16 protein-coding genes are annotated in these 15,997 nt (G+C 71.0%); 8 read left to right on the forward strand and 8 right to left on the reverse strand.

The window, feature by feature from the left end:
• Positions 1-10 precede the first annotated feature (10 nt).
• A complete protein-coding gene (locus AC1ROC_RS05255) occupies positions 11-481 on the reverse strand; it encodes a VanZ family protein (RefSeq protein ID WP_492998539.1) in 471 nt (156 codons plus the stop codon).
• A gap of 76 nt (positions 482-557) precedes the next feature.
• Between AC1ROC_RS05255 and AC1ROC_RS05260 the strand changes: the two genes are divergently transcribed.
• The gene (locus AC1ROC_RS05260) at positions 558-1,748 is read left to right on the forward strand and encodes a low temperature requirement protein A (RefSeq protein ID WP_492998541.1); all 1,191 of its coding nucleotides are present in this window, start codon (positions 558-560) and stop codon (positions 1,746-1,748) included.
• Positions 1,749-1,865: 117 nt separating this feature from the next.
• On the opposite strand, the gene rpsO is transcribed toward AC1ROC_RS05260, so the two are convergent.
• A complete protein-coding gene (gene rpsO / locus AC1ROC_RS05265; RefSeq protein ID WP_055892416.1) occupies positions 1,866-2,135 on the reverse strand; it encodes a 30S ribosomal protein S15 in 270 nt (89 codons plus the stop codon).
• Between the two features lie 125 nt (positions 2,136-2,260).
• Positions 2,261-3,043: a VOC family protein gene (locus AC1ROC_RS05270; protein WP_492998543.1), complete on the reverse strand. Its 783-nt coding sequence runs from the start codon at positions 3,041-3,043 to the stop codon at positions 2,261-2,263.
• 62 nt (positions 3,044-3,105) lie between these two features.
• Here AC1ROC_RS05270 and AC1ROC_RS05275 point away from each other — a divergent pair, with 62 nt between their 5' ends.
• Positions 3,106-4,146 carry an NAD(P)-dependent alcohol dehydrogenase gene (locus AC1ROC_RS05275; RefSeq protein WP_085369258.1) on the forward strand — a complete coding sequence of 347 codons (1,041 nt, stop codon included), beginning with the start codon at positions 3,106-3,108 and terminating at the stop codon, positions 4,144-4,146.
• Between the two features lie 10 nt (positions 4,147-4,156).
• Here the strand turns inward: AC1ROC_RS05275 and AC1ROC_RS05280 are convergent, their stop codons facing one another.
• The gene (locus AC1ROC_RS05280) at positions 4,157-4,762 is read right to left on the reverse strand and encodes a TetR family transcriptional regulator (RefSeq protein WP_085369259.1); all 606 of its coding nucleotides are present in this window, start codon (positions 4,760-4,762) and stop codon (positions 4,157-4,159) included.
• 78 nt (positions 4,763-4,840) lie between these two features.
• Between AC1ROC_RS05280 and AC1ROC_RS05285 the strand changes: the two genes are divergently transcribed.
• Complete coding sequence (locus AC1ROC_RS05285; RefSeq protein WP_085369260.1) at positions 4,841-5,599, forward strand: SDR family NAD(P)-dependent oxidoreductase; 759 nt, start codon at positions 4,841-4,843, stop codon at positions 5,597-5,599.
• On the opposite strand, the gene pdxR is transcribed toward AC1ROC_RS05285, so the two are convergent.
• Entirely contained in the window at positions 5,596-7,080 is a 1,485-nt protein-coding gene (gene pdxR / locus AC1ROC_RS05290; protein ID WP_492998546.1) for a MocR-like pyridoxine biosynthesis transcription factor PdxR, read from the reverse strand. The two genes, AC1ROC_RS05285 and pdxR, sit on opposite strands and share 4 nt — an antisense overlap.
• A gap of 81 nt (positions 7,081-7,161) precedes the next feature.
• Here pdxR and AC1ROC_RS05295 point away from each other — a divergent pair, with 81 nt between their 5' ends.
• Positions 7,162-7,599 carry a carboxymuconolactone decarboxylase family protein gene (locus AC1ROC_RS05295; RefSeq protein WP_085369262.1) on the forward strand — a complete coding sequence of 146 codons (438 nt, stop codon included), beginning with the start codon at positions 7,162-7,164 and terminating at the stop codon, positions 7,597-7,599.
• Between the two features lie 94 nt (positions 7,600-7,693).
• On the opposite strand, the gene AC1ROC_RS05300 is transcribed toward AC1ROC_RS05295, so the two are convergent.
• Positions 7,694-8,068, reverse strand: a complete 375-nt coding sequence (locus tag AC1ROC_RS05300) for an FKBP-type peptidyl-prolyl cis-trans isomerase (protein WP_168689130.1) — start codon at positions 8,066-8,068, stop codon at positions 7,694-7,696.
• A 245-nt stretch (positions 8,069-8,313) separates the two neighbouring features.
• On the opposite strand from AC1ROC_RS05300, the gene AC1ROC_RS05305 reads away from it, so the two are divergent.
• Both AC1ROC_RS05305 and AC1ROC_RS05310 read left to right on the forward strand, forming a co-directional pair.
• Positions 8,314-9,513, forward strand: coding sequence for an ROK family transcriptional regulator (locus AC1ROC_RS05305; protein ID WP_492998550.1), 1,200 nt, complete (start codon positions 8,314-8,316; stop codon positions 9,511-9,513).
• Positions 9,514-9,650: 137 nt separating this feature from the next.
• Positions 9,651-11,153, forward strand: coding sequence for a carboxylesterase/lipase family protein (locus AC1ROC_RS05310; RefSeq protein ID WP_492998552.1), 1,503 nt, complete (start codon positions 9,651-9,653; stop codon positions 11,151-11,153).
• A 30-nt stretch (positions 11,154-11,183) separates the two neighbouring features.
• On the opposite strand, the gene AC1ROC_RS05315 is transcribed toward AC1ROC_RS05310, so the two are convergent.
• Positions 11,184-12,575, reverse strand: a complete 1,392-nt coding sequence (locus AC1ROC_RS05315; protein WP_492998554.1) for an FAD-binding oxidoreductase — start codon at positions 12,573-12,575, stop codon at positions 11,184-11,186.
• A gap of 76 nt (positions 12,576-12,651) precedes the next feature.
• On the opposite strand from AC1ROC_RS05315, the gene AC1ROC_RS05320 reads away from it, so the two are divergent.
• Positions 12,652-14,175, forward strand: a complete 1,524-nt coding sequence (locus tag AC1ROC_RS05320) for an AlkA N-terminal domain-containing protein (protein ID WP_492998556.1) — start codon at positions 12,652-12,654, stop codon at positions 14,173-14,175.
• A gap of 76 nt (positions 14,176-14,251) precedes the next feature.
• On the forward strand, positions 14,252-15,016 hold the full coding sequence (locus tag AC1ROC_RS05325) for a glycosyltransferase family 2 protein (protein ID WP_434948246.1): 765 nt from the start codon (positions 14,252-14,254) through the stop codon (positions 15,014-15,016).
• 25 nt (positions 15,017-15,041) lie between these two features.
• Here the strand turns inward: AC1ROC_RS05325 and AC1ROC_RS05330 are convergent, their stop codons facing one another.
• Positions 15,042-15,917 carry a fumarylacetoacetate hydrolase family protein gene (locus AC1ROC_RS05330; RefSeq protein ID WP_085369269.1) on the reverse strand — a complete coding sequence of 292 codons (876 nt, stop codon included), beginning with the start codon at positions 15,915-15,917 and terminating at the stop codon, positions 15,042-15,044.
• Between the last annotated feature and the right edge of the window lie 80 nt (positions 15,918-15,997).

Below are 15,997 nucleotides of genomic sequence, written 5' to 3' on the forward strand. Positions count from 1 at the left end.
CCGCTGCTCCCTATTTCAATGCGTTTGCATGGATATCGTCCTCAACGGACGGTGTGCCCTGACTATTCCCGCGTCGTTTCAGCCACGCGATCAGCGCGACCACACCGATCCCGATCAGTGTTCCTGCGGTGTTCGCGATGAGGTCGCGCACGTCGCTGTACCTGGTCGGCAGGAAGAGCTGGATGAACTCGATGGTGCAGGTGGCGACGACGCCGACGAGCAGCGCGACCCACCACCTGCGCAGCCCGAGCAGCAGGGTGAACAGCACGCCCATCGGCACGAACATCGCGATGTTCGCGGTGAACTCGACTCCGTTGTACGTGACCCAGGAGGTGGCGGGGAACCGCCCGATCTGCGCGATGACATCCCGGATGAACGTGTTCTGCTCCGAGTCCTGCGGCTGCGACGACAGGGTGATCCAGCCGACCGCGACCAGGTAGACGGCCGTGACGATGCTGAGGACGGGATGGCGGCGGAGCATACCCCTATGCTGGCGCACCCGGCCGGGCGGCGCACGCGCCCCACCGCCTGCCCCTCCCCTCGGCCACAATGAATGCATGACCAGCGCCTTCCGCATCCCGATGACCGGCCGCGCGACCGACGAGGCCCATCGCGTCTCGAGCCCGCTCGAACTGCTGTTCGACCTGACCTTCGTGGTCGCCATCGCCCAGGTGGCGGCGCAGCTCGCGGAAGGCACTCTGCACGGGCACCTCTCCGCCGACATCGGGCCGTACCTGACCGTGTTCTTCGCGATCTGGTGGGCGTGGATGAACTTCACCTGGTTCGCGTCGGCGTACGACACCGACGACGTGCCGTACCGGATCACGACGCTCGTGCAGATGGGCGGCGTCCTGGTGCTCGCCGCCGGGGTCCCGAGCGCGTTCGGCGGCGGCGACTTCACCGCCATCACGATCGGCTACCTGATCATGCGCGTCGGGCTGGTGAGCCAGTGGATCAGGGCCGGGATCGAGCATCCACAGGGCAGGGTGACGGCCTTCCGCTACGCGGCGGGGGTGTCGGCGGTGCAGGTGCTGTGGGTGTCCAGACTGTTCCTGCCTCCGGAGACCGGGCTGTGGACGTTCCTGATCGCGGCGGCCCTCGACCTCTCCGTCCCGATCTGGGCGGAGCGGACGGGCAAGACCTCCTGGCATCCGCATCACATCGCCGAACGGTACGGGCTGTTCACGATCATCGTGCTCGGCGAGTCGGTGTCCGCGTCGGCCATCGGGGTGCAGAAGGCGCTGGAGGCGAACGGCGTCTCGGTCACGCTGGTGGTGATCGCCTCCGCGGGACTGGTGCTGCTGTTCGCGCTCTGGTGGCTGTACTTCCTCGAGCCCGCGGCGGAGGGGCTGCGGTCGCGGCGCGGTCGCTCGTTCTACTGGGGCTACGGGCACTACCTCGTGTTCGCCTCGCTCGCTGCGCTCGGCGCTGGACTGGAGACGGCGGTGCAGCGCGGCTCGGAGGGCGGGGTCACGCTGTCCGACACGGTCGTGGAGTACGCGGTGGTCGTGCCCGTCGCGGTGTTCCTGGTGATGCTGTACGTGCTGCACAGACCGCTGGTCGACGAGGTGGTGGTGCGGCCGCTCAAGACCGGGATCGCGGTGGTGCTGCTGCTCGCGCTGCCGCTGGCGTCGCCGGTGATCGGGCTGATCGGCGTGGCCATCGGGGTGGCGGTGGTGGCGTCGGCGCTGGTGGCCGCCACGCTCGTCGACCGCGCGGTGGAGGCACGGGCGGCGGCACGACTCTAGTGGGCGGGGTGCTGCGCGGGGGCGGAACGACGAAACGGGCCGCCACCCCGGAGGGTGACGGCCCGTTCGCAAGAAGTTCGCGGTGTCAGCGAGGAGCTGCCACAGGCGGCTCCTGAGTTATCGACGGAGTCCGAGACGCTCGATCAGCGAGCGGTAGCGGGCGATGTCGATGTCCGACAGGTAGCCGAGCAGGCGGCGACGCTGACCGACCAGGAGGAGCAGGCCACGACGCGAGTGGTGGTCGTGCTTGTGCTCCTTGAGGTGCTCGGTGAGGTCCTTGATCCGCTTGGTCAGGATTGCAACCTGAACCTCGGGGGATCCGGTGTCACCGGGGTGGGTCGCGTACTCTTCGATGATCGCCTTCTTGACGTCTGCATCAAGTGCCATAGAGGTGATCCCCTTTCTCTCGTTGCGCGGTGCCCGATGGCCGAATGCCTGGGCTCTCTTTATCCGCGGCCGTTAGACGGCAACCTGGAAAGCTTACCAGACGAGAGGCCACTCGCCCTCCGCGCTCACGCGGCCTCCGGCTCCGGTTCGAGCAGCGCGAACGCGCCGCCGAACGGGTCGACGGCACCGACCCAGCGGCCGACGCCCGGCGCGGACGCACGCTCGCCGCGCACCGCGCCGCCGAGCTCGGTCAGGCGCACGGTCGCCGCATCCAGGTCGGCCACCGCGAAGTACACCAGCCAGTGCGGAGGCACGTCCCCTCCCGGCTCGTAGGCTCCCGCGACGCTCGCCTCCCCCACGTCGAACAGCGTGTACAGGCCGTCTCCCAGCTCCAGCTGGCTCACGCCGACGCCGAGCACCGACTCGTAGAACGGGTACGACGCCTCGCAGCCGTTCTCGACCAGCTCCAGCCAGTCCACGGCTCCCGGCTCCTCGCGCAGCCAGGGGGAGTCCCCGGCGCCGTTCTCCTTCTGCCAGAGCCCGAAGACCGCTCCTGCCGGGTCGGCGACCACGGCGAGCTGCAGTCCGGGCACCAGCTCACCGGGCGGCAGCAGCACCGCACCGCCCGTCGCGGTGGCGGCTGCGGTGGATGCGGCGATGTCGTCGACGAGGAAGTACGTGGTCCAGACCGAGGTGCTCCCCTCCGGGAAGCTCGCCGGCAGCGGGCCGATGGCGGTGACGGGCACGCCGCGCAGCGTGGCGACGGAGTATCCGCCGGTCTCGGCGCTCGCCGGCGTCACGTCCCAGCCGAACATCCGGCGGTAGAAGGCGGCCGCCCCTGCCTGGTCCGTGCTCTGCAGATCGACCCAGATCGGGGTGCCCTGCGGGAAGCTGTCGATGATCGGCATGGCCGGTATCGTACGCGCGACGGCCGGGCCCTGCGATAGCCGCAGGGAGTATCGTGCGCGGTATGAAGGCACTCCAATATCGCGAAATCGGTTCCCGTCCAGAGGTCGTCGAGATCGCCGATCCGGACATCGGCCCCGGCCAGGTGCTCCTGAAGGTCACCGCCGCCGGGGTCTGCCACTCCGACGAGTTCATCATGGGACTTCCAGCCGACCAGTACGTCTACGGACTCCCGCTCACCCTCGGCCACGAGGGCGCAGGCATCGTGGAGGCGGTCGGCGACGGGGTCTCCGGCGTGAAGCCCGGCGACGCAGTCGCCGTCTACGGCCCGTGGGGCTGCGGCCGCTGCCTGATGTGCGCGCAGGGCAAGGAGAACTACTGCCTCAACGCCCAAGCGGAGGGCATCATGCCGCCCGGACTCGGGTCGCCGGGCTCGATGGCGGAGTACATGGTCGTCGACAACGCACGCCATCTCGTCCCGCTCGATGGGCTCGACCCGGTCGAGAACGTCTCGCTCACCGACGCGGGCCTCACCCCGTATCACGCGATCAAGAACTCGCTGCCGAAACTCGGCGCGGGCACCACGGCCGTCGTGATCGGCACCGGCGGCCTCGGCCACGTCGGCATCCAGATCCTCCGCGCGCTCTCCGGGGCGACGGTGATCGCGCTCGACGTCAACCAGGAGAAGCTCGACCTGGCGAAGGCCGTCGGCGCCCACCACACGATGCTGTCGAACCAGGATGCGGTCTCCGCCGTCCGCGACCTGACCGGCGGCCGGGGTGCGAACGCGGTCTTCGACTTCGTCGGCGTGCAGCCGACGGTCGACCTCGCGGGTGCGATGGCGGCGACGGAAGGCGACGTGACCATCGTCGGGATCGGCGGCGGGGCGCTCGCCGTCGGCTTCGGCCGCATCGCATACGACGTCGCGGTGCGCACGCCGTACTGGGGCTCCCGTTCCGAACTGATCGAGGTGCTCGACCTGGCCCGCGCCGGCTCCATCGAGGTGGAGATCGAGACGTATTCGCTCGACGAGGCGCCGAAGGCGTACGAGCGACTGCACGAGGGCAAGATCCGCGGGCGCGCGGTGATCCTGCCGAACGGCTAGCCGGGACGCTTCAGGCGCTCAGCGCATCCAGAGCGGCGGCGACGACGGTGGCCGGATCGTCGTCGCTGTTCGCCGCCCACCAGGTGAGCGCGGAGAACGAAGCGGCAGAGAGGGCGTCGGCGCGCACCTTCGCGTGCAGGCCGTCCGGCGCCGTTCCCGTGCGGCGCGCGATGAACGCGGCGAGCACATCCCGGTTGGCGGCCAGACGGCTGAGGCCGAAACCGATGAGGGCGTCGTCGGAGCCGATGAGCAGCAGGCGCCGCCGGGTGGCCTCGACGCGGTCCGGCGGGAGGTCGAGAGCGCGCGCGATGGCGCGGTGCAGCACGGACGCGATCGGTTCGTCGTCCGGTGCAGCGTCGAGCTCGGCGGCCGTGCGCGCGACCACGGGCTCCATGCCGCCCCAGACCAGGGCGGGCTTGCTCGGGAAGTAGCGGAACAGCGTGCGGCGCCCAATGCCGGCGACGCGCGCGATGTCGTCCATCGTGGTCGCCTCGTAGCCGTGCTCGGCGAAGTGCCGGAGGGCGAGCAGGGCGACCTCGTCCGGGTCCACGTCCACGGGACGGCCGCGGCGGCGCGCTGCGGGCTGCTGCTCCTGTTCGGCTGCTGGCGAATTCACATCTCCATTATGGCACCGAGTGCTATAAATACATCGACGCCCAGATCGAGCGCCACACACGACTCAGGAGATTCAGGAATGAGCACAACAGATTCCGCTCGCTTCGCCGGCAAGACCGCCATCGTCACGGGCGCCGGTTCGGGCATCGGCCGGGCGACGGCGCTCCGCATCGCGGCGGAAGGCGGACGCGTGATCGCCAGCGACATCGCCCCCGACCGTCTCGAGGCGCTCACCGCCGAGCACCCGGACCTCGACCTGGTGACCGTCGCAGGAGACGTGTCCAGCGAGGAGACCATCGCCGCCATCCTCGACGCTGCGGGCGGACGCGTGGATGCGCTCGCCAACGTCGCCGGCATCATGGACGGCTTCCAGCCGGCCGCCGAGATCGACGACGCCACCTGGGACCGCGTGATGAACATCAACATCACCGCGATCATGCGGCTCACCCGCGCGGTGCTTCCGGTGATGCTCGAGGCCGGAGCCGGCTCCATCGTCAACGTCACCTCCGAGGCCGGCCTCCGCGGTTCGGCCGCCGGCGTCGCGTACACGACCTCGAAGCACGCCGTGGTCGGATACACGAAGTCCACCTCGGTGTTCTACGCCCCCAAGGGGATCCGCACCAACGCCGTCGCCCCCGGACCGGTCGCCACCAACATCGAGGCGCCGTTCCGCTCCGAGTGGGCAGGCCAGCGCCTCGGCCCGCTGATGCAGACGATGGTGCCGCCGGTTGCCCAGCCGGAGCAGCTCGCCGCATCCATCACCTGGCTGCTCAGCGACGACTCCTCCAACGTCAGCGGCGTCATCCTCGCCTCCGACGGAGGCTGGTCGGCGATCTAGTCGCGTCCCGTCGCGGAGACGCGCGGCCCCGGCTGCGCGTCTCCGCCGCGGTGCGAGCGCGCGACGGCACGGGCGAGCACGCGGAGGCCGTCCGGCACGTCGGCGGGCGCGATGGCGCCGAAGCCGAGCATGAGGCCGGAGGCCGGGGTCTCGCCGAAGCCGAAGCGGGCGATCGACTGCACGGACACCCCGGATGCCGCAGCCTCGGCCGCCGCCCGGTCCGAGTCGAACACGGCCCCGTCCCTCGGGAGCAGGCAGACGTGCAGCCCGGCGACCGACGGCACCGCCTGCAGCACGTCGCCGAGCATGGCCTCCGCCTGCTCCAGGATCTGGCGCTGCCGCATCCCGTACTGTTTCGTGGCCTGTCTGACGTGCCTGGCGAAGCCGCCGGAGTCGATGAACCGGGCCATCGCCGCCTGGGTGACGTGGTCGTTGTGCCAGTCGGTGAGGCGTTTCGCGCTGCGCAGTGCCGGCATCAGCGACGGCGGCGCCACCAGGAAGCCGAGCCGGAGCGCGGGCAGCATGGTCTTCGAGAACGTGCCGACGTAGACGACGCGGCCCTCGGTGTCGAGGCGCTGCAGCGGATCGAGCGGGCGGTCGGCGTATCGGTACTCGCTGTCGTAGTCGTCCTCCACGATCACCGCGTCGTTCGCGCTCGCCCAGGCGAGCAGCTGGGTGCGCCGCTCGAATGAGAGCACGCCGCCGAGCGGGAACTGGTGCGACGGCGTCACGTAGACAAGCTTCGCCTCGTCGGGCAGCGCATCCACCCGGAGGCCGTGCTCGTCGACCGGAACGGGAACGACGCGCGCCCCCATCGTCTCGAACAGCTGCCGCACGGGCGGGTATCCGGGGTCTTCGACGGCGACGACGTCGCCGGGGTCGAGCAGCACCCTCCCGATCAGGTCGAACGCCTGTTGCGCTCCGCTCGTGATCAGGATGTCGTCGGCCAGCGCATCCACCGACCGGGCGACGCCGAGGTGCCTGGCCAGCGCATCCCGCAGCCGCTGCAGTCCAGCCGGATCGCGGTAGTGACCGGAGCGCAGGATGCCGCCGCGCAGCTCGGCCGCGACGAACCGGCGCCACGACTCGGCGGGGAAGAGCGCGGGGTCCGGCGTCCCGACACTGAAGTCGTACGCGATCGGCAGCGACTCCGTCCACAGCGGATCGTGGATGTCCGCCCAGCGCTGCACAGGACGCGCCGCCGTGCGCTCCCCGCGCGCCGCCGACGGGCTCGGCGCGGCCGTCGGCGCGGACACGAAGGTGCCGGACCCCACCCGCGACGCCAGGTAGCCCTCGGCGGTGAGACGTTCGTACGCGGTCGCGACGGTGGAGCGCGAGACGGACAGCCGGTCCGCCAGCTCCCTGGTGGCCGGGAGGCGCTCGCCGTGCCGCAGCCGCCCATCCAGGACGGCGTCGCGCAGCTGCCGGTAGATGCGGTCGGCGCGGTCGCCCCTGCCGTCGATCTGCACGTGCACGTCCACAGGGACCTCCTGCGATTGGCCTGATCGGAATGTGGTGAATTGGAGCTTACCCGCGGCCAATGACGTTTCTAGGCTGGCCGCATGACAGAACGAATCGACATCTCCTCCATCGTCCCCGACGGCTACCGCAAGGTCATCAACCTCGACGGCTATGTGGCCCAGCACGTCGAGGAACCGCTCGGCGACCTCATCAAACTCCGCGCATCCCAGATCAATGGATGCACGTTCTGCGTCGACATGCACTCCGTCGACCTGCAGGCAAGCGGCTACCCGCTGCGCAAGGTGTTCTCGGTGATCACCTGGCGGGAGTCGGAGTGGTTCAGCGAGCGGGAGCGGGTGGCGCTCGAACTGACCGAGGAGGTCACTCTCATCCAGGGCGGCGTGTCCGACGACCTCTACGGGCGCGCGCTCGCCGAATTCGGCGAGGAGGGCCTCGCCAACCTGCTGCTCGCCATCGCGACGATCAACGTCTGGAACCGGATCGCCATCCCGACGCTGATGCACCCGCCGGCGCTCTGACCGGCGCGGAGTACGTCACGCGCGAAAAGGCGCGGTGCGGCCTCGAGCCGCACCGCGCCTTTCCTCGTGCGCGTGTCTGGGAGATCGTGACGATCTAGGAGACGCCGAGCAGGTCGATCACGAAGATCAGGGTCTTGCCGGAGAGCGGGTGACCTCCACCGGCCGGGCCGTACGCCTGCGCGGGCGGGACGGTCAGCTTGCGGCGACCGCCGACCTTCATGCCGGGGATGCCGTCCTGCCAGCCCTTGATGAGGTTGTTGAGCGGGAAGTTGATGGACTGCCCACGGCTCCAGGAGGAGTCGAACTCCTCGCCGGTCTCGTACTCGACGCCGAGGTAGTGCACGTCCACCTTGGAACCTGCGGTCGCCTCGGGGCCGGTGCCCTCGACGATGTCGACGATCTCGAGGGTCTCGGGAGCCGGGCCGTCGGGGGCGTCGACTTCGGGCTTCTGGTTGGTGTTTTCTGCCATGCATCCATCCAACTGGCTCCGCGGGCCCGCGTCAAAGCGCGTTCTCTGAGAGCGCATGTCCGAAATCCGCTCTTGCGCTCGCCCCGGATGCGGAGCACCCTTGACGTAGATCACAAGATCAACTCGTCGCCCGGGAGAGTCGCAGGCATCGCCGCACCACCGGGCGTCGAGTCTTTAACGGGGTGGGATCACCGTCGGCCGGGATGCTCCACCTCCGTTCGTTCGCCGTGTGAGATTCTGGCGCTATGAGTTCTGCAGCCGGACGGGACAGCGCCGACGTCCGCATCCACAACCTGGCGCTTCTGATGCGCCTGCTGGTCGACGGGCCGAGCGCGCGCAGCGAGCTCGCGGCGGCGACAGGACTCTCCCGCGGCACGGTCACGGCCCTGGTCGACGTGTTGAGTTCGGCAGGGCTGGTGCGCGAGTCCGCGGTGGTCGGGTCGGTGAACGGGCGGCCGAAGACCATGCTCGCCCTGGCGGCGGGCGGCATCGCGTTCGCGGCCATGCAGCTCGACGCCGATCAGGCCGTCTTCCTCGCCCACGACCTCGCCGGGGAGGAGCTGGTGCGCGTCGCCGAGCGCCACGGCAGGCCGATGGGCGACCCTGACGCCGTGCTCGACGTCGCAGCGCACACCCTCGGCGCCGGGCTCGACGCGCTCGAACGCCTCGGCCGCATCCCGGTCGGGTTCACCGTCGTGATGCTCGCGCCGGTGGGCGGCGAGCCGAGGATCGTGCTCGCGGACACCGACCTCGGCTGGGGGCAGGTGGACGTGCTCGGGATGCTCGGCGCCCGGGAGCCGCGCCTCCCGGCCGACACGATCCTCACCTCCGACGAACCCGCCGCCCTGGCCGAGGCGCAGCGCCTGCCTGGCGAACGGTTCGTGCTGTACCTGAAGAGCAACAGCGGCATCGGCGGCGCGTACCTCGCCGACGGCGCCTTCATCGCGGGCGCGCACGGGCTCGCGGGCGCGATCGGGCACCTGCCCGTCGACCACGACGGACTCCCCTGCGCCTGCGGCCAGCGCGGCTGCTTCGTGACCGTCGCAGGGCCGGACGTCGTGCTCGCCGCGGCGGGACTGGCCGCGCTGCGCGACCGGGACGGCCTCACCGCGGCGCTCGCCGAGCTGGTCGAGCGGGTGCAGGCGGGGGACGCGGCGGCGACGGCGGCGTTCGACGCGGCAGCGGTGTGGATCGCCAGGACCATCGCCCTGCTCCGGATGGCGCTCGATCCGTCCGTGATCGTGCTCGGCGGATACTGGGCGGACCTCGCGCCGCGGATCGCCGTGGCCGCCGCTCCCCGCCTGCGGATCGGCGCCGCCGAACAGCTCGCGCCCGCTCCCCCGATCGTCGCCGGCCGCCTCGGCGCGGACGCCGCGCTGCTCGGCGCCCTGCACCAGGCACGGGATGCGGCCATCGCCGACCCGCTGAGCCTCGCATCCCGCTAGCCGTTCTCGGCGCCCTCGTCGTCCACCTCAGTTAATTCGATGCTTGAACTAAACGACCGTGTCACCGATACTCATTACCAAGCAACACACGGTTTTTGACGTTCGGGAGCGAGCGTCGTTGAGAGAGGATCATCCAGATGACGACACCGACCACCGCCCCCGAGGTGGACACGACCGCCGGCCGGGTCCGCGGGATCTGGCGCGATGGCTCCGCCGCGTTCCTCGGCATCCCGTTCGCCGAAGCTCCGACCGGCGAGCGTCGGTTCGCCGCTCCCGTCCCGCACGCGGCGTGGGAGGGGGTGCTCGACGCCACCGCGTACGGGGCGACCCCGCAGCGTGCCGCGCTGTCCGAGATCACCCTGATCCCCGAGCCGTCGATCCCCGGCGACTCGACCCTCAACGTCAACGTCTTCACGCCCGCGCCGCGCAGCGACTCCGCGCTGCCCGTGCTGGTCTACATCCACGGCGGCGGGTTCGTCGCCGGCTCCCCCGCGAGCCCCTGGTACGCCGGCGCCGCCTTCGCCAAGGACGGGGTGGTGACCGTGACCGTGTCGTACCGGCTCGGCTTCGACGGGTTCGGCTGGATCGAGGACGCTCCGCAGAACCGGGGCGTCCTGGACTGGCTGCTGGCGCTCGAGTGGGTGCGGGACAACATCGGAGCGTTCGGCGGAGACCCGGCGCGGGTGACCATCGCCGGGCAGTCGGCGGGAGGCGGAGCGGTGCTGTCGTTGCTGGCCGTGCCGCGGGCGGCCGCGCTGTTCCAGCGTGTGATCAGCATCTCCGGCGCGACCAGCGACCTGCCCGTCGCCGACGCGGAGGTCTTCGGACGCAGGCTGGCTGAGCTCGCCGGCGTGCAGCCCACCCGAGCGGGACTGTCCGCGCTCGACGAGGCGACCATCCTCGCGCTGCAGGCGCAGGTCGCCTCTCCCGCGCCGGCGCCGGGCGGCGAGGACGGCGAGGACGACGCGCTGGCCGGTCTCGTCCAGCTCGCCGCCGGCGGCCTGGTCTGGGGTCCCGTCGTCGACGGCGACCTCCTGCCGCAGGCCGTCGCCGACGCCCTGCGCTCCGGCGTCGGTGCGGAGAAGGAGCTGGTGCTCGGGGCGACGGACAACGAGTTCAATATGGCGATGACCGCCCACCGGGATGCGCTGGCCGCCGTCCCCGCAGCCGCCGCGCTCACCCGGTTCGGCCTGGCGGATGACACCGCGGCCGCGTACGCCGCAGCCCACGACGGGCACGACACCGCCGACATCCTCGGCCAGTACATCACCGACCGGATGTTCCGCACCACGGCGCTGACCATCGCCAGGGAGCGCGCCGCCGCCGGCGCGCCGACCTGGCTCTACCGGTTCTCCTGGCCGTCCCCGACGATGGGCGGCGCCTGCCACTGCCTCGACGTGCCGTTCTTCTTCGACTGCCTGGACGCGGAGCGGGTGCAGAACATCGCAGGACCGAACTCTCCGCAGACGCTCGCCGACGACGTGCACGGCGCCGCGGTGTCGTTCATCGTCGGCGGCGACCCCGGCTGGGCGCCGTTCGACGCCGCCACGGAGGCCGGGCGCGTGTTCGACCTGCCGTCCCGCACCGACGAGCACGCATACGCGGACGTGGAGGTGCTGCTGCCGCAGGCGGTGCGCTGACGCGCGTCCACCGGGGCCGGGAGCAGCGGATCAGCCGAAGACCTTGCCGGGGTTGAGGATGCCGAGCGGGTCGAAGACCGACTTGAGCTTCACCTGCAGGTCGTAGGAGTCAGGGCCGAGCTCATCGGCGAGCCAGCGTCGCTTCAGCACACCGACGCCGTGCTCGCCGGTGAGCGTTCCGCCCAGGTCCATCGCCGTGCGGAACAGCTCGTTCGCCGCATCCCACACCGCCGGAGGCACCTCGGCACCGGAGTAGACGAAGTTGGGGTGCAGGTTGCCGTCGCCCGCGTGCGCGACGGTCGGGATGGGCACCCCGTACTTCTCGGAGATGCGCTCGATCGCGGCGAACATCTCCGGCATCCGGGAGCGAGGGACGGAGACGTCCTCGATCAGCACCTCTCCGGTGGCGGCGAGCGCGGGGTGGAAGGCGCGGCGGATCGCCAGCAGGCGTTCGCCGTCGTCCGCGTCGGCGGAGACGCGCACGGTGCCTCCCTCCGCCCCGATCAGCTCGGCGGCGCAGGCGGCGTCCGCCGCAGCGCTCGGGCCGTCGAACTGAACGAGGAGGTAGCTGCCGCCTCCCGTCGTGCCGAACGCCGAGGCGATGGTGTCCGCGCCGAGGTGGGCGGAGATGCGGTCGAGGGACGCGGCGTCGAGCAGTTCCATCACGGCGGGGCGGAGTCTGGATGCTGTCACGCGCGCGGACGCTGCCGCCGCCGACCGCACATCCGGGAACAGCGCTCCGATGGTGGTCGGCTCCCCGGCGGGGATCGGGATGGCGCGCACCGTGGCGCCGACGATCACGCCCAGGGTGCCCTCCGACCCGACGAACAGCGCGGTGATGTCGTAGCCGGTCACGCCCTTCACCGTGCGGTGACCGGTGGAGACCAGGCGTCCGTCCGCGAGCACGACGTCGAGGGCGAGGACGGCCTCGCGGGTGACGCCGTACTTGGCGCAGAGCAGGCCGCCCGCGTTGGTGGCGATGTTGCCGCCGACCGTGGAGATGGCCTTGCTCGCCGGGTCGGGAGCGAAGAACAGGCCGTACGGCTCGAGGGCGTCGTTGAGGTCGGCGTTGATGACGCCCGGCTCGATGACGGCGAGCTCGTCGTCGGCGGAGATCTCCAGGATGCGGTTCATGCCGGCCACGCTGAGCACGATCGCGCCGTCCGTGCCGTTCGCGCCGCCTGCCAGGCCCGTGCCCGCTCCGCGGGGGACGACGGGGACGCGGAACTCGCTGGCGGCGCGCATGATCGCCTGCACATGCTCGACGGCCGTGGCATTGACGACGGCGAGCGGGCTTCCGTCCGCGATCCAGCCGGAGCGATCCGTGCGGGCGGCGTCGAGCGCCTCCCGATCGGTGCTGAGCACGCCGGCCGCGATGGCGTCGTCACCGAGTGCTGCGGACAACCACTCCAGAACATCCATGCGATTCAGCATATTCAACGCGGGTAATGTCCGTTTTCCGCTACCGAACGTCGGTGGCGAGTGCGAGGCTGGAGGCATGAACCGCGAAACAGACAAGCTCGCCGACCCGGTCTTCGCCGAGCGCTACCGCGCGATGAGCGCCAGGGACACACGGTTCGACGGGCAGTTCATCACCGGCGTGCACTCCACCGGCATCTACTGCCGCCCGAGCTGCCCGGCGGTCTCGCCGAAGCCGGGCAACGTCACCTTCTACCTCACAGCGGCCGCGGCGCACGAGGCAGGGCTCCGCGCCTGCAAGCGCTGCCTCCCGGATGCGGTGCCCGGCTCCCCGGAGTGGAATACCCGCGACGACCTCGCCGCCCGCGCCATGCGCCTCATCGCGGACGGGACGGTCGAGCGCGAGGGCGTGCCTGGGCTCGCCCGGCGCCTCGGATACACGCCACGCCACCTCGGGCGGGTGCTCGCCTCCGAGCTCGGCGCAGGCCCGCTCGCGCTCGCCAGGGCGCACAGGGCGCAGACGGCCCGGCTCCTCCTCGCGGGCACCGACCTGTCGATCACCGACGTGGCGTTCGCTGCGGGATTCACCAGCGTGCGCCAGTTCAACGAGACGATGGCCGACATCTACCGCACGACGCCCGGCGCGATCCGGGCGTCCGCGAAGGGGCGGGCGGGCGCACGGGCAGCATCCAGGGACGTGAAGGATGGCGGAGAGCCCGCCGCATCCGGGGCCGCCACCCTGAGCCTCCGGCTCCCCGCCCGCGCGCCGTTCGACGGCGCAGCCCTGCTCGGCTTCCTGGGGGCCAGGTCGATCGCGGGCGTCGAGAGCGGAGACGCGGATTCGTACAGCCGCGCGCTCGCCCTCCCCCACGGCCCTGCCGTCGTCCGGCTCACTCTCGGCGGCACGCCGACGGCACCGCACGTGGAGTGCGACGCGACCCTCGCCGATGTGGCCGACCTCGCGCCGCTCGTCGCCCGCGTGCGCCGCCTGCTCGACCTGGATGCCGACGCTGCGGCCATCGACGCCGCTCTCTCCGCAGACCCCGCCCTCGCGGCCAGCGTCTCCGCCGCGCCGGGACGCCGGGTGCCTGGCGCCGTCGACGCGGAGGAGATCGTCTTCCGCGCTCTCATCGGCCAGCAGATCTCCGTCCCTGCCGCGCGCACGGCGCTCACCCGGCTCACCGACGCGCTCGGCCGCCCGCTCGACCTCGGCGGGTTCACGCGCCTCTTCCCCACCGCCGCCGACATCGCCGAGCACGGCAGGCAGGTGCTGCGCGGTCCGGCGAGACGCATCGACACCATCGTGAACACAGCCGCGGCCATCGCCTCCGGCGAGCTCGTGATCGACGTCGGCGAGTCGCGCGAGGAGCTGGAGGAACGGCTCACCGCCCTCCCCGGCATCGGCCCGTGGACCGCCGGTTACATCGCGATGCGCGTGCTCGGCAGCCCGGACATCCTGCTCACCAGCGACCTCGCCATCCGTCAGGGGGCAGCCAAGCTCGGCCTGCCGGACGACGCGAAAGCGCTCGCTGCGTACGGCGCTCGCTGGGCGCCGTGGCGCAGCTACGCCGGAATGCATCTGTGGAGGTCCGCGCAGGCGTAGGCTCTCTGAGGACTTACATGCATTCGACGTGCATGCATTCGACTGACATGCGCTGAGGGAGGAGGGGATCTCGCAGGTGCCAACCATCGCCGTCGTGATCCCTGCCCTGAACGACTCCGAGATGCTCGCGCGCTGCCTGGACGACCTCGCGGCCCAGCTGCGGCCCGCCGACGAGATCATCGTGGTCGACAACGGCAGCACGGACGATACCGCCGCCGTGGCCCGCTCGAAGGGCGCCACCGTGATCGAGCAGTCGCAGCGCGGGATCTGGCCTGCCGCATCCACCGGCTACGACGCGGCGTCGACAGACATCATCGCCCGGCTGGACGCCGACTCCCGTCCCCCGGTCGACTGGCTGCTGCACATCGAGGCCGAGTTCGTCGACGACCCGGACATCGGCGTGCTCACCGGCCCAGGCATCTTCTACGACGGCAACACGCTCATCGCCGGCCTCGGGCAGACGCTCTACATCGGCGGCTACTTCTGGTCGATGGAGATCTGGCTCGGCCACCCGCCGATCTTCGGCTCCAACTTCGCCATGCGGCGCACCGTCTGGGAGAGCGTGCGCGGTCGCGTGCACCGCGGGATGCGCGAGATCCACGACGACCTCGACCTCGCCATCCACCTCGACCCCAGTCAGGTGGTGCGCTACGACGAACGCCTCACCGTCGGCATCTCCGCCCGCCCGTTCAGCACCTGGCGCGGCTTCGGCCGGCGGCTCGGCTGGGCGTACACCACGCTCAGGATGCACCTGCCGGAGGAGTCGCCGTGGCGTCGCCGCGCAGCGCGCCGCCGCTGGGAGGCCGAGCACGCGGACGACGCGCCGGGCGCGATCGCCTGAGTCTGCGCCTGCGACTGCGCCCGCGTCAGGTGACGCGGCAGTACGTGGTGAGGTAGCCGATGCCGCCGATCGAGACGGTCACGGTCGAGTGGTCCTTGAGGAACACCGGCGGAGTGCGCGAGTATCCTGCTCCGCCCGGGCTGCCGGTGGAGATGAGCGTGCCCGGCTGGATCGTCGCCGACTTGGACAGGTAGGAGACGATCTCGGCGACGGAGCGCACCATGTCGGCCGTCGACGCGTCCTGCAGGATCGTGCCGTCGACGTTCGTGGTCAGCCAGAGGTCCTGCGGGTCGCGGATCTCGTCGGCCGTCACCACGACGGGACCGTTCGGGGTGAACCCGTCGAACGACTTGCAGCGCGACCACTGCGCCTCGGAGAACTGCAGGTCTCTGGCCGTGATGTCGTTGACGACGGTGTATCCCCAGACGTAGTCGAGCGCATCCTGCACCGACACATCCCGGGCCGGCTTGCCGATGATGACGCCGAGCTCCGCCTCGTAGTCGACCTGCGTCGTCAGGTCCCCCGGCCAGGTCGTCGTGCCGCCGTGACCGGCGAGCGAGTTCGGCCAGAGCGAGAAGATGGTGGCCGCCTTCTCCGAGCGCAGCGCGAGCTCGGCGGCGTGAGCGGCGTAGTTCGCGCCGATCGCGATGACCGCCGGCGGCCGCAGCACAGCCGAGGCGTGCCGCAGCTCCCTGACCGGCGTGAGGCTGGTGTGCTGTGCGAGTGCGTTGTCGACGACCGCCTTGACGTGTGCGAGGACACCGTCGCCCTGCTCGATCAGGTCTTGCAGATCGCGCGGGGCCGGGTCCATCACCTCCTCGAGGAAGAGGGCGCCGTCGCCGATGACGGCCGCAAGACGCGGCGTTGGATCTGTGGTGGAGCTGAGGTGCGAGAATCTCACCTGCCCAGGCTATCGGGCGCGGTGGTGGGTCACGAAAACGCGCTGGATGCCGTGAAAGGTCCGGCGTGTCGGCTAGCGTG

It is taken from the genome of Leifsonia sp. GW821-FHT13C05 (assembly GCF_058806515.1).

Bases quoted from the DNA above. Each gene is read 5' to 3' on its own strand.
- AC1ROC_RS05285 (WP_085369260.1), top strand. From the start codon at position 4,841: ATGAGCACAACAGATTCCGCTCGCTTCGCCGGCAAGACCGCCATCGTC.
- AC1ROC_RS05260 (WP_492998541.1), top strand. From the start codon at position 558: ATGACCAGCGCCTTCCGCATCCCGATGACCGGCCGCGCGACCGACGAG.
- AC1ROC_RS05315 (WP_492998554.1), bottom strand. From the start codon at position 12,575: ATGGATGTTCTGGAGTGGTTGTCCGCAGCACTCGGTGACGACGCCATC.
- AC1ROC_RS05310 (WP_492998552.1), top strand. From the start codon at position 9,651: ATGACGACACCGACCACCGCCCCCGAGGTGGACACGACCGCCGGCCGG.
- AC1ROC_RS05275 (WP_085369258.1), top strand. From the start codon at position 3,106: ATGAAGGCACTCCAATATCGCGAAATCGGTTCCCGTCCAGAGGTCGTC.
- AC1ROC_RS05320 (WP_492998556.1), top strand. From the start codon at position 12,652: ATGAACCGCGAAACAGACAAGCTCGCCGACCCGGTCTTCGCCGAGCGC.
- AC1ROC_RS05255 (WP_492998539.1), bottom strand. From the start codon at position 481: ATGCTCCGCCGCCATCCCGTCCTCAGCATCGTCACGGCCGTCTACCTG.
- AC1ROC_RS05300 (WP_168689130.1), bottom strand. From the start codon at position 8,068: ATGGCAGAAAACACCAACCAGAAGCCCGAAGTCGACGCCCCCGACGGC.
- AC1ROC_RS05295 (WP_085369262.1), top strand. From the start codon at position 7,162: ATGACAGAACGAATCGACATCTCCTCCATCGTCCCCGACGGCTACCGC.
- rpsO (WP_055892416.1), bottom strand. From the start codon at position 2,135: ATGGCACTTGATGCAGACGTCAAGAAGGCGATCATCGAAGAGTACGCG.
- AC1ROC_RS05305 (WP_492998550.1), top strand. From the start codon at position 8,314: ATGAGTTCTGCAGCCGGACGGGACAGCGCCGACGTCCGCATCCACAAC.
- AC1ROC_RS05270 (WP_492998543.1), bottom strand. From the start codon at position 3,043: ATGCCGATCATCGACAGCTTCCCGCAGGGCACCCCGATCTGGGTCGAT.